Source organism: Streptomyces sp. DSM 106670 (assembly GCF_055792845.1).
Map to the genome: position 1 here is coordinate 7,799,995 of NZ_CM147704.1, position 12,621 is coordinate 7,812,615.

The 12,621-nt window shown below is 74.1% G+C and carries 9 protein-coding genes; 5 read left to right on the top strand and 4 right to left on the bottom strand.

Annotation, left to right across the window (positions count from 1 at the left end):
* Positions 1-57: 57 nt before the first annotated feature.
* The 3 genes from ACSMXR_RS34485 to ACSMXR_RS34495 all read left to right on the top strand — a co-directional run bounded on the left by ACSMXR_RS34485 (position 58) and on the right by ACSMXR_RS34495 (position 5,177).
* Positions 58-1,545 (top strand): nitroreductase, encoded by a 1,488-nt coding sequence (locus ACSMXR_RS34485; RefSeq protein ID WP_473170723.1) that lies wholly within the window; start codon positions 58-60, stop codon positions 1,543-1,545.
* Positions 1,546-1,668: 123 nt separating this feature from the next.
* Positions 1,669-3,408 (top strand): ABC transporter ATP-binding protein/permease, encoded by a 1,740-nt coding sequence (locus tag ACSMXR_RS34490; protein WP_473170724.1) that lies wholly within the window; start codon positions 1,669-1,671, stop codon positions 3,406-3,408.
* The gene (locus ACSMXR_RS34495; RefSeq protein WP_473170725.1) at positions 3,405-5,177 is read left to right on the top strand and encodes an ABC transporter ATP-binding protein; all 1,773 of its coding nucleotides are present in this window, start codon (positions 3,405-3,407) and stop codon (positions 5,175-5,177) included. Before ACSMXR_RS34490 ends, ACSMXR_RS34495 begins: the two co-directional genes overlap by 4 nt.
* An 88-nt stretch (positions 5,178-5,265) precedes the next feature.
* On the opposite strand, the gene ACSMXR_RS34500 is transcribed toward ACSMXR_RS34495, so the two are convergent.
* The 3 genes from ACSMXR_RS34500 to ACSMXR_RS34510 form a co-directional block, all read right to left on the bottom strand.
* Entirely contained in the window at positions 5,266-7,731 is a 2,466-nt protein-coding gene (locus ACSMXR_RS34500) for a SpoIIE family protein phosphatase (RefSeq protein ID WP_137235024.1), read from the bottom strand.
* Positions 7,732-7,971: 240 nt separating this feature from the next.
* Complete coding sequence (locus tag ACSMXR_RS34505; protein ID WP_381908740.1) at positions 7,972-9,213, bottom strand: glycoside hydrolase family 26 protein; 1,242 nt, start codon at positions 9,211-9,213, stop codon at positions 7,972-7,974.
* A 123-nt stretch (positions 9,214-9,336) separates the two neighbouring features.
* A complete protein-coding gene (locus tag ACSMXR_RS34510) occupies positions 9,337-10,626 on the bottom strand; it encodes a cytochrome P450 (RefSeq protein WP_473172482.1) in 1,290 nt (429 codons plus the stop codon).
* Between the two features lie 245 nt (positions 10,627-10,871).
* On the opposite strand from ACSMXR_RS34510, the gene ACSMXR_RS34515 reads away from it, so the two are divergent.
* Positions 10,872-11,369, top strand: a complete 498-nt coding sequence (locus tag ACSMXR_RS34515; RefSeq protein ID WP_473170726.1) for a tyrosinase family oxidase copper chaperone — start codon at positions 10,872-10,874, stop codon at positions 11,367-11,369.
* Between the two features lie 19 nt (positions 11,370-11,388).
* Positions 11,389-12,252: a tyrosinase family protein gene (locus tag ACSMXR_RS34520; protein ID WP_137235027.1), complete on the top strand. Its 864-nt coding sequence runs from the start codon at positions 11,389-11,391 to the stop codon at positions 12,250-12,252.
* Between the two features lie 66 nt (positions 12,253-12,318).
* Here the strand turns inward: ACSMXR_RS34520 and ACSMXR_RS34525 are convergent, their stop codons facing one another.
* Positions 12,319-12,606 (bottom strand): chaplin, encoded by a 288-nt coding sequence (locus ACSMXR_RS34525; RefSeq protein ID WP_137235028.1) that lies wholly within the window; start codon positions 12,604-12,606, stop codon positions 12,319-12,321.
* Positions 12,607-12,621 lie beyond the last annotated feature (15 nt).

Sequence of the window (12,621 nt, forward strand, 5' to 3'; positions counted from 1 at the left end):
GGTGGCCCCGGAGCGCGCGCCGCACGGACCACCGCCCACGTTCCAGGGAAGCCCGCCGTGCCATCTGCTGCCCGTGTCACCGGCCCGACCGCCACGCCTCCCGAGGTCTCTTCCTCCGGCCGAGCCCCGGAGCCGGGTTTCGGTGGCGACCTCGTTGCCGACGCCCGGCCCGCCGCACCGGGCTTCCTGCGCCAGGCACTTGCGGACGCCCGCTCGCCGCGTGTCCCCGCCCTCTCCCCGTACGTTCCGGAGCGTCCGTTCCCGTGGAACGGCCCCGGGCTGCCCGTGGCCGGGACCGGAGCCATGGCCGAAGGCTCCATCGACCTCGACCTCGACCGCGTGCTGCGGCTGTCCCTTGCCGCGCCCGCCCGAACACCCGGCAGGCTGCGGCCCGTTCCCTCGGCGGGCGCCCTCCACCCGGTGCGCGCCCACCTGTTGCTCGGGTCGGGGTGCTCGCTGCCGCCCGGGCGTTACGCCTACGACCCGCGCACGCACCGCGCCCACCCGCGCGGCCCGGCCCCCGCCGACGTACCCCCGGGCGCGCTCGTCGTCCTCACCGTGGCCGTATCCCGTACCGTCGCCCATTACGGTCACCGGGCCTGGCCGCTGCTGCTCCTGGACACGGGCCATGCCGCCGCCGCGCTGGCGCTGGCCGCGTCTTCGGCCCTCGGCGTGCGGGTCTGCCTCGACGCGGACGCCGCTCTGCTGTCCGCCGCCGCCGGACTGCCTCGTGCCCCGGACTGGCAGGACACCTGGCCCGGCACGGAGCCGGAACTACCGCTGGCAGTAGTCCGGTTGGTGCACCGGGGCGGCCGGTCAGCGGACCCCGAAGGGGCGTTGAGCGCCTGGGCGGAGCTGCCTCAGGCCGCAGCCCCTGCGCCGCAACCCGGTGCCGACACCGCCCCGCCCCGCGAACTCGCCGCCGTACGGCACCTGCTGGATCACATCGCCCGGGCCCCCGAGCTGCCCGGCGGCACCTGGTACCCGGCCGTGCGCCCGAAGCCGGTGACCGACGATGTTCTGGAAGCGCGCCGAAGCGCCCCGCCCGCCGACCTGAACCACCCGCCCGGCAAGGATCTGGTCGCCCGGATCCTGGCCACCGCGCAGACAGCGCATCCCGCCGGACCCGCCTGGACCGCAGCGGTCGGCGGCCCCGCCCCGGCCCTTTACGCATCGGCCCCCGGCAGCCACGGTCTCGATGTCCGCGCCTCCGGCGACGCGCGTCCCACCCTCGCCCACTGGGCGGCACGCCAGCAGTGGGTCGGCAGCGCGGGCGCGGTACTCCTCGCCCACGGCTGCCCCGAGGACGCGCCACCGGCCGCGATGCGCGGCAGCCACCTCATCGCCGGATACGCGGTCGGCGCGGCCCAGGCCCACGCCACCGCACTGGGCCTGCGCTCGCGCCCCATCGGCTCCTGGCAACAGGCCGACCTGGGCGCGGCACTCGGCGACACCCCCGGACGCGACTGGATCGTGCACGGTCTGGCCCTGGGCAGTGGCGGCCCGGCCCCTGCGCGTACATCGCGGCCCGCCTCACCTCCGTAGCCCGTAGCCCGCAGCCCGTCCAGGAACCGAAACCCGACCTCCGACACCCGCCCCCGGCACACCCGACCTACGGCACACCCGACCCCGTCACCCGACGGCCCCGCCCGGCGAGGAAGAACGCCCATGATGCTCCACCCCGAACTCCTGCGCGCGGCGAACACCGCGCGCCGCCCGCTCGGCCTCGCCACCGCACTGCTCGCGGCGGTCACCGCCACCCACCTCGCCCAGGCCGTCCTGCTCGCCCTCGTGCTCTCCCGGATCGCGCAAGGACGGACCGCCGCCCTGGCCCCGCTGCTCACGGCCGTCATCGCCGTCGTCCTGGTCCGCGCCGGCCTCGGCCGCGCCCAGCGCCTGATCGCCGTCACGGCGGGAGCCACCGTACGGGTCGGGCTCCGCGACACCCTGCTGCGACGGCTCGGGGCGCTCGGCCCCACCGCGATCACCGGGGCGCGGGCCGGAGCCGTGCGCGCCACGCTGGTGGACGGCGTCGAGGGCGTCGACGCGTACATCTCGCGCTATCTGCCCCAACTCCTCATCACCTGCGCCGTTCCGCCGCTGCTGCTCGTCGCCGTCGCGCTCGTCGAGCCGTACGCCGCCCTCGCCCTCGGCCCCGCCCTGCTGCTGGCTCTCTTCGGTCCGCGCTGGTGGGACCGGCTGCTCGCCCGGCGCGGCAAGGAGCACTGGGACTCCTACGAAGCCCTCGCCGCCGACTATCTGGAGGCCCTTCAGGGGATGCCGACCCTGCGCACCGCCGGCGCCGTGGGCCGGGTACGGGAACGGCTGGAGCGGCGGTCGGCCGCCCTGCACCGGACCACCGTCGCCAAACTCCGGGTCTCGCTCGTCGACACCGGCCTCACCGACCTCGCCGTCCAGGGCGGCACGGTCGCCGCCGTCCTCGTGGCGTGCTCCTCGGCCGCCACCGGCCGTACCGCCGCCACCGGCACCTACCTCCTGCTCCTCCTCGCCTCCGAATGCTTCCGCCCCGTCCGTGACCTCTCCCGCGAGTGGCACGCGGGCTACCTCGGGGTGTCGGCGGCCGACGGCATCGCCGCCCTGCGCACCGCCGAAGCCGCCGTGCCGGACCGGGGCACGGTGGCCGCCGCCTGGAAGCACGCACCCGAAATCCGTTTCGAGGACGTGCACTTCACCCACCCGGGCAGCACCCGCCCCGCCCTCGACGGTGTCAGCTTCACCGCCGCCCCCGGGCGCACCACGGCCGTCGTCGGTCCCTCCGGGGCCGGCAAGTCGACCCTGGTGAGCCTGCTGCTGCGGCAACGGGACCCGGACCGGGGCCGCCTCACCGTCGCCGGGACGGACACCGCCGCGTACACCCTCGCCTCGCTGCGCCGGGGCATCGCCGTGGTCTCGCAGGAGACCTACCTCTTCCACGCCACGATCGCGGAGAACCTGCGCATCGCCCGCCCGGCCGCCACGGACGAACAACTGCGCGCCGCCGCCCGCACCGCCGGGATCGACCAGGAGATCGCCCGGCTGCCGGACGGTTACGCCACCCTCGTCGGCGAACGCGGCGCCACGCTCTCCGGCGGACAGCGCCAACGGCTCGCCCTCGCCCGGGCGTTGCTGGCCGACGCGCCCGTCCTGATCCTGGACGAGGCCACCAGCGCGGTCGACGAACGCGGCCAGACGCGCATCGTCCGGGAACTGACGGCGGCCGGCCGCGGCCGCACCTGCATCGTCGTCGCCCACCGGCTCGACGCCGTACGCCACGCCGACCACATCGTCGTCCTCGACGCGGGCCGTGTCGCGGCGGCGGGCGACCACACCACCCTGCTCGCGGGCGGCGGCGTCTACGCCTCACTCGTCGCCGCCGGGCGCACCGCACAGGAAGAGCGCGCCGCATGAACCCGACACCGGCTCCCACCCCACCGACCGGCGCCCTCCGCTCGCTCCTCCCGGTCCTCGGCGCGCATCGCGCCACCGTGCTGCGCACCTGCCTGGCCGCCCTCGTCGACCAGGCGGCCCTGGTCGCCCTCGTCACGCTCGCCGCGTACACCGTGGGCACCGCCGTCACCGAGCACCGCCCGCCCGCCCCCGGAACCATCGCCCTCCTGGCCGGGCTCGTCCTGCTCCGGGCCCTCGCCACCTGGCGCGAGATGGACCTCTCGCACGACCTCGCCTACCGGGTCCTCGCCGAACTGCGCGTCCGGGTCTTCGACGGGCTGGCCCGCAGCGCGCCCGCCCGGATCGCCGGCCGGCGCAGCGGCGACCTCGCGGCCACCGCGCTCGGGGACGTCGAGGCGCTGGAATTCTTCTACGCCCACGCCATCGCCCAACTCCTCGCGTCCGGCGTGGTCTTCGCGGTGTCGGCCGCCGTGCTGGCGGCCCTCGGGCCCTGGCTGCTGCTCGCCGTCGTGCCCGCCGCGCTGCTCCTGATCTGGTCGCCGCTCTTCGAGGCGCGCGGGCGGGCCGAACGCGGGGCCAGGACCCGGAGCGCGCTCGCCGAGGTCTCGTCCGAGACCGTGGAGAGCGTCGACGGGCTGCGCGAGCTCCTGATGGCGGGGGCGCTGAACCGCAGGCGGGCCCGGCTCCGGTCCGCCGGGCGTCGGCTCGCCCGCGCCCAGCGCGCCGAACAGTCCTGGGAGACCGGCGCGGGCGCGGCCCGCGATCTGCTGGTCGTCGCCGCCGTCATCGCGGTCGTGGCGGCCGCCGCCCACGCGGCCTCCGCCGGACGCCTGGACGGGGCCTGGGCCCCGGCCGCGATGGCCCTCGCCCTGGGCGCCCTGGCCCCGGTCGCCGAATCGGCCGCCGCGCTCGGCCGTGCGGGTGGCCTGCGCGCCGCCGCGGCCCGCGTCCGGGCCGCCGTGCACGCCCCCGCCGGAGCGCCCGCCCCGGCCGAGCCCCGCCCCGTACCGCCGGGACCGCTGGGCCTGCGGCTGCGCGGCCTGCGGTTCGGCTACGGGGGAGAGGCTGTCCTGGACGGCGTCGACCTCACCGTCTGGCCGGGCGAGACCGTGGCGCTCGTCGGGGCGTCCGGGGCGGGCAAGTCGACCTGCGCCCACCTCCTGGCGCGGTACTGGGATCCGGCCGAAGGCGCCGTGGAGCTGGTGCCCCCGGACCCCGCGCACCCCGTCGACCTGCGGGATCTCACCGAGGACGACCTGCGCGCCACCGTGTCCGTGGTCGGGCAGGAGGCCCCGCTCTTCCACGGCACCCTCGCCGAGAACCTCCGTCTGGGCGCTCCGGACGCCACGGCGGACGAGGTCGGCGCGGTGGCCCGGATCTGCGGCGTCGACGTCATCGCCGACGCCCTGCCCGACGGGCTGGACACCGCAGTCGGCGAGCGCGGCGCGACCCTGTCCGGAGGCCAGCGTGCCCGGGTGGCGCTGGCCCGCGGGCTGCTGAGCGGCCCGCGCGTGCTCGTCCTGGACGAGACGACGGCGCATCTGGACCACCGGGGCGACGCGGAACTGGCCCGGGCGCTCGCGGCCGACTCCGCCACCCGGACGACCCTGGTGATCGCCCACCGCCCGGCCACCGTCCGCAGGGCCGACCGGATCGCGGTCCTGGAGGGCGGACGCATCGTTGAGGAGGGCACCTGGGACGAGCTGATCCGGGCCGGCGGACCGCTGGCCCGCCTCTTCGCCCGCGAGGAAACGGCAGCTCTTTCCTGAGCGGCCGACAGGCCGACGGGCCGAGCGGCTGAGGCGCCGAGCGGCCGAGGCGCCTGGCGAGGAAGCAGCTCCGCCCCGGGGCCGGTGCTCAGGGCAGGGGCTGCTCCGCCCAGATGATCTTCCCCCGGGGCGTGTAGCGCGTGCCCCACCGATGGGCGAGCTGCGCGACGAGGAACAGCCCGCGCCCTCCCTCGTCCGTCGTCCTGGCGTGCCGCAGCCGCGGCGAGGTGTTGCTGGCGTCGGACACCTCGCAGGTCAGCGCCGACTGGAACAGCAGCCGCAGCCGTACCGGCCCCGAGGCGTACCGGATCGCGTTGGTCACCAGCTCGCTGACGATCAGCTCCGTCGTCATCGACAGCTCCGTGAGCCCCCACGTCTCCAGCTGACGGGAGACCTTGGCCCGGGTCTCGCCGACCGCCGCCGGGTCCACGGGCACCTCCCAGGAGACCAGATGCTCGGGGCTCAGGATGTGCGTCCGGGCGAGGAGCAGGGCGATGTCGTCCGGCTGCGGCACCGGCAGCAGCTCCTTGACCACCGCCGGACACAGATCCTCCAGCGGCAGCCCGCTCCGGGACACCGCCCGGCCGAGCCGGCCCATGCCGCTCTCCATGTCCTTGTCGGTCCCCTCGATGAGCCCGTCCGTGTAGAGGCCGAGGAGGCTCCCTTCGGGCAGCTCGATCTCCTGGGACTCGAAGGGCAGCCCACCGAGCCCCAGCGGCGGCCCGGAAGGCAGGTCGGGGAAGCTGACCGCCCCGTCCGGAGTGACGATCACCGGCGGCGGATGTCCGGCCCGCGCCATCGTGCAGCAGCCGCTCGCCGGATCGTAGACGGCGTACAGACAGGTGGCGCCCACCACCGTCGTACCGCCCCGCTCCACCGGCCCCGTCGCTGGCTCCTCCTCGCTGAGCCGCAGCACCAGATCGTCCAGGCGGGCCAGCAGCTCGTCCGGGGGAAGGTCCATGTCGGCCAGGGTCTGTACGGCGGTGCGCAGCCGGCCCATGGTCGCGGCGGCCCCGATGCCGTGGCCGACGACATCGCCGATGACCAGCCCGACCCGGGCGCCGGACAGCGGGATCACATCGAACCAGTCGCCGCCCACCCCGTCCTTCGCGTCCGCCGGAAGGTACGAGGACGCCACGTCCAGGGCCGTCCCGCCGCGCAGCGTGTGCGGCAGCAGACTCCGCTGGAGCACCAGCGCCGCGGTGTGCTCCCGGGTGTAGCGGCGGGCGTTGTCCACGCACACCGCGGCCCGCGCCACCAGCTCCCGGGCGGGCGCCACATCGTCCTCGTCGAACGGCACCGGATTCTGCGACCGCATGAAGGTGGTCAGCCCCAGCACGGTGTCGCGCGCCCGCATCGGTACGGAGATCAGCGAGTGCAGCCCGAATTCCCGGAGCCGGGCGGCCCGCGCGGGCTGTTCCACCGTCCACCCGTGGCTGTCCGGGTCGAGCACCGGCAGCAGCACCGGGGCGCCGTCGAGGAGGAAGTGCGCGTCGTGCGGCGGCGGCACGAAGTCGACCGCCTCCCCGACCCGTACGACCGCCTCCGGACAGCCCTCCCGCACCGAGCTCATGCCCGCCCGGCGCATGGCCGGCCGCTCGCCCTCGGCGGGCGCGGCCGCCCCCGGCCGGTCGCCGCCGAACGGGGTCTCCAGCAGGTCGACGAAGACGAAGTCCGCGAACCGGGGCACCGCGAAATCGGCCAGCTCCTGCGCCGTACGGTGTACGTCCAGAGTGCTGCCGATAGCCGCTCCGGCCTCGTTGACCAGCGCCAGCAGCCGGCGCGCGTTCCACCGGTCGGTGACGTCGAGGACCACGTAGCCGATGCCGATCCGCCGCTCCTGAGCGTCGGCCAGCGGGAAGAACGAGCTGGCGTACGCCCGGCGGCGGTGCGGATCGGCCCAGCTCCAGCCCAGGTACTCGTAGTCCGTGACCGCCTCGCCGGTCGACAGGACCTGCCGCATCAGCCGCTCGATGGGCGCCGCCAGCGCCCCGGGCAGCACCTCGCCCGGCCGGCGTCCCAGCCGCTGCTCCCGAGGGACGCCGCCGAACCGTTCCAGGGTGTCGTTGAGCCAGAGATAGCGCAGCTCGGGGTCGAGCACCGCCATCCCGACCGGCGACCGGGTGAGGAAGTCGTCGAGCACGGACCCGCTCATCGTCCAGTGCGGGGTGAGTTCCCGGCCCGACACCAGGAAGCCCTCCTGCCCGGCGATCAGGAACGAGGCGGTCGCCCGTACGTCGATGTCCAGCGACCGGCCGTCCCGGTTCCGCAGCGGGACCAGCCCGCTCCACCCGGAACCGGCCCGGCAGCGGGCGGCCACCGCGGCCGTGCGCCGGGGGTCCGGGGGGCCCGTCAGCAGCCGGGCCGCGGACCGGCCGACCACCTCGGCCGCCGGATACCCGAGCAGCGCCTCGGCCCCGCGGGTCCAGCCGATGATCGTGCCGTTCCCGGTGATCACCGCCGCAGCGTCGGCGCCCGTCAACGCCGGTCCCCGCCCGTCCCCGGAGGGCAGCGGGCCGGGCTCCGCCGGGGAGCCCTCATCGGCGGATGCCATTGCACCTCACCACCCTCTGTAGGTTTCCATGGTCGCGCGTCGCCCCGGACCGCGCCCGGCGCGCCCGACGTACGGCCCGGGTGCGGGCTGTCCCTCGTTCGGCGGCGTGACGCGGCGGGCGGTGCCCGCGTTGGTGGGGGTGACAAGCGGTTGCTTGTCCATCTGCCCCCGCGCTGGACCCGTGTGGGTGGACGGCTCCGGCCCCCGACAGGAGGGCCGGAGCCGTTTCCATGCCCGGGCTCAGTAGCGGAAGCAGATCTTGCGCTCCTTGAGCCACTGGCCCAGCCAGTCGCCGAACGGCACGGTGACGCACCACCTGCGGGTGGGCGGCGTCCCGGTCCCCGGCGGTGTGGGCACGGGCGGGGACGGCTGCACGGCCGGCGGGACCGTCGGGGACGGGTCCGGATCCGTCGGCGTCGGCGTCGGAGTGGGTGTCGGTGTGGGGGTGGGGCTCGGTACGGGGGCGGCGGGCGCGGCCATCTCGGTCATCATCGTCCGGAACACCTTCGAGGACCGCGGATTGCTCCTGCACTGCCAGACGCCGTGCGGGCAGTAGTCCGTGACCGTCTGGTAGAGCGGCTCGTGCCGGTCGATCCATTCCAGCATCCGCCGCATGTACTCGGGATTGTCGCCGTTGCGGAAGAGCCCCCACTCCGGGAACGAGATGGGCTTGCCGTGCTCCGCGGCGAAGTCGACGTGCTTCTGGAGCCCGTACGGGTCGTTGACCTGGTCGTCGAAGGTCTCGCCGGGAGGCTGGTCGTAGGAGTCCATCCCGATGATGTCGACGACGTCGTCGCCCGGGTAGCACTCGGTCCACGGCACCGCGTCCCGGCCCCGGCTCGGCGTGAAGTCGAAGCGGAACTCCTGACCGGGCACCGCGCGCATCGCCGTCACGATCCGCTCCCAGTACGCCTTCCAGGACGTGGGATCGGGGCCGCACCGGTGGGTGTACGTGGTGCCGTTCATCTCCCAGCCGAGCACGATCACGGTGTCCGGGACGCCCAGCTCCACCAGGCGCTCGGCGAGCTTCGTGAAGTGCTGGTCGTACTCCCCGGACGCGCCCGCCCGGAGCAGGGTGCGGACCTGGCCGTCCGGCACCCGCTCCTCGTTGCGCTCCAGCATCGGCACGTTCAGGACGAACATCCGGTCCTCGTCCGCCCGTCTCCAGTCCGCCCAGGCGTCCAGGAAGTCGGGGGTGCCCTCGATGTTCACCCAGAGATCGCCCGGCAGGTACGTGTGCCCCACCCGCAGCTCCGCCCCGCCGAGCCAGCGCGACAGCTCGGCCATCCTGCTGACCCCGGCGGGCCCGTAGTCCAGATACGCGCCGTGCGCCGTGCCGCTCCCGGACCCCGGTGGGCCGGGGGCGGCGCTGTCGACGGAATCGGTGCCCGGCGGCGACTGGCCCGCGATGCCGCCACCCGCCAGGAGGCTGAGAACAGCCGCCGCGATACACGAAACGATGAGACGGCGCTTGGCCGGCATTACTCCTCCTGGCTGCGGTGAATTCCGGCCGGTTCGGCCTGATGGGGAGAGAGTTTCATCTTCATGCACCGGCGGCATGTTGCAGGAGTCCATTTATCGTATTCGGCGTTGCGGTCGTGCCGTTCAGGTGAATGTGGGGCCGAATGAGAACGGCAGCGAGCCGACTCGGTTGTCGAAATTCGAATCGACCAGCTCCGGATCTCCCAGATTCCACGTGACGGGCCGTCGGTCGATCAGTTCCCGGAACAGCGCCGTCATTTCGAGACGGGCCAGATGCGCCCCCAGACAGTGGTGCGGGCCCCCGCCGCCGTATCCGAGATGAGGATTCGGCGACCGGGTGATGTCGAAGCGATCCGGATGGGTGAAAACCGCCTCGTCACGATTGGCCGACGCATAGATGAGGGCGACTTTCTCCCCCGGAAGGAACGTACGGCCGCCGAGTTCGCATGTGGCGGTGACGGTCCTGCGGAACTGGATGATCGGCGTCGAATGCCGGACGATCTCGTCGACGGCGCCGCCGATGTACCGGTCGAAGTCGGACCGCAGCAGCTCCCGCTGCTCCGGATGCCGGTCGAGCAGGAACAGCCCGTGCGCGATGGCGTTGCGGGTCGTCTCCACCCCGGCCACCAGCAGCAGCGAGAAGAAGGCCCCCAGCTGCCGCCCGGACAGCGCCTCGCCGTCGATGTCCGCACGGACGAGCGCCGAGACGAGATCGTCCTCGGGGCGCAGACGGCGCTCCCGGGCGAGCCGCCCCATGACCCACTGCATCCGGGCCAGCGACGCGAGACCCCGGCCGGGAATCCGCAGCCGGGCCCGGCCCCGGCGCTCGACGCCGACATGCTCCGACGCGTGGTCGATCTGCTCCGCGATCCGCGCCCGGTACGCCTGCGGGATGCCCATCAGGTCGCAGATCACCTCCAGCGGCAGCCGCGAGGCCGCCGACGGCATGAAGTCCCCGGGACGCTCGGCGATCAGCTCGTCGACCAGCCGCCCGGCGAGCCGGCCGACGTTCTCCTCGGCGTCCGCCAGCAGCCGCGGGGTGAACCGGCGCGAGATGATCCGGCGCAGCGCCGCGTGCTCGGCCCCGTCCATGTTGACCATCGAGTTCCCGAACAGCGCCTTCGCCCAGCCGGCCGGCTCCGGGGTGGTGACCCCCGGCGCGCTCGCGAACACCTGCGGCGTGCGGCTCGCGGTCCGCACGTCGGCATGGCGCACCAGGGCGTGGAACGGTTTGCCGGAGGTACGCGTGGTGCCGGGCCGGGGAGTGAACAGCACCGGCGCGTCCAGCTCCCGCAGCAGGGCGAACGCCCGGAGCCGGTCGGGGCGCGGCAACCGCCAGAAGGCGGGGTCGGCCAGATCGACGTCCGCCGCGCGCAGCACACGGTCCCCGGACAGCTGGTACGGAACGGTCATGTCCATCACCTCCACGGTTCGCCAGGCCATGTTCCGGTCCGCCGGCCGCACGGAGCCCTGCGACGCGGCCCGCCCCGCCCGATGGCCCCACGTCCTCACGCGTTTGACGGAACGTGACCGCCATGTGTGCGCCGTACGCCGCACGCACGAGAACTGTTTCGCGACCGCCTCGTTGTCAACATCGCCATCAGCAGCACCTCGGACGAGTTAACGAGGCGAGTCAACGAGAGGCAGGCAGTCATCCCATGAGCCCCACCCCCGCGAAACCGGGCGGAACCCGCGTCCCCTCCCGGCGGATCGTCCTGCGCGGAGCCTTCACCGCCGCAGTGGTCACGGGCACCGCAGGCGCCCTGCTCCCGCTGCTCGACCGTGAGCAGGCCGTCGCGGCCCGGCCCGCAGCGGGCCCCGAGGCGGCCGGAAGCGGCCCCGGAGCCAGGACGGCGATGGAATCCACGACGGAAGAGTTCGCCGAGATGTACCGGGGCCGGGAGATCCGGGGGACGGCGACCGTCGTCGTCCCCGCGGGCGTCCCGGACGACGACCGGGTGGCGGTCGCCGTCGAACCGGTCACCGAGATCCGCATCGACGGCAGGCCGCTGCACGTCATGAGGCGGGCGGACGGCACCTATCTGAGCGACGTCCGGCACTACGAGTCGTACCCGACGCTGCTGGAGACGGCCCGCGCCGCCGTCGACGAGCTCGGCGCCGCCAGACTCTCGCCCCCCGCCGCGCACCGCATGTGAACCAGGAGGACCAGCACCGGTGTACACCCGCAAGAACCAGCGCGACCTCACGCGCACCGAGAAGCGCCGGCTCGTCGACGCGATCCTGAAACTCAAGCGCACGGGCCGCTACGACGACTTCGTCGCCATGCACCGCGAGTACTACGTGATGGACACCGAGCGCAGGCCGCGCCCGGCGCACATGACGTCCTCGTTCTTCCCCTGGCACCGCCAGTACCTGCTGGAGTTCGAGAAGGCGCTCCAGGGCGTCGACGCGGGCGTCAGCGTCCCCTACTGGGACTGGACCCAGGACAACAAGCCGACCTCGTCGCTGTGGGCGGAGGACTTCCTCGGCGGCAACGGCAGGCCCGGCGACCGCCGGGTCACCACCGGAGCCTTCGCCTACGAGGCGGGCAACTGGAGCGTCGGAAAGGGAGTCACCGACGAGAACTACCTCACCCGCAACTTCGGCCGGCCCGGCAGCAACCCCGTCTCCCTCCCCACCAAGGACGACGTGGCGCGGGCGCTGAAGGACCCGGTCTACGACACCGAGCCCTGGAACAGCATCAGCACCGAGGGCTTCCGCAACCGCATCGAGGGGTGGGGGATCCGGGACGTGCGGCCGGTGGGCCTCCACAACCAGGTCCATCAGTGGGTCGGCGGCCCGATGGCGGGCGCGGCCTCCCCCGAGGACCCGGTGTTCTGGTTCCACCACTCCTTCGTCGACCTGCTGTGGGACCGGTGGCGCAAGGCGCACCCGAAGTCCGCCTACCTCCCGGGCCGTAAGCCCGCCTCGCCCAGCCAGGACCGCCGGTACGTCTTCGGCCTGGACGAGGCGATGCCCCCCTGGGGCGTCACCCCGAGGAAGCTCCTCGACCACGGCAAGCTCTACCGCTACGCCTGAGCCGCACAAAGGAACGGCCGGCTCCCTCCGCACGGAGGGAGCCGGCCGTTCCGGTGCTGCGGGTGATCAGCGGCCGTAGCCGTAGTCCCCGTCGCCACCGTCGTCGTGGCCCTCGGAGGCGTTGACGCAGGTGTTGCCGAAGGCCGGGTTCAGCAGGCCGATCACGTTGATCGTGTTGCCGCAGAGGTTCACCGGCACGTGCACCGGGACCTGGACGCTGTTGCCCGAACCGACGCCGGGGGAGGCGGCGGCGAGGCTCTGCGCGCCGGCGTCCGCGGACGCCATGCCGGCGCCGCCGGCGATCAGGGCGCCGGTGCCGGCCATGACAGCGGCAACCTTCGTCATGCGAGACATTGAGAACTCCTTGTA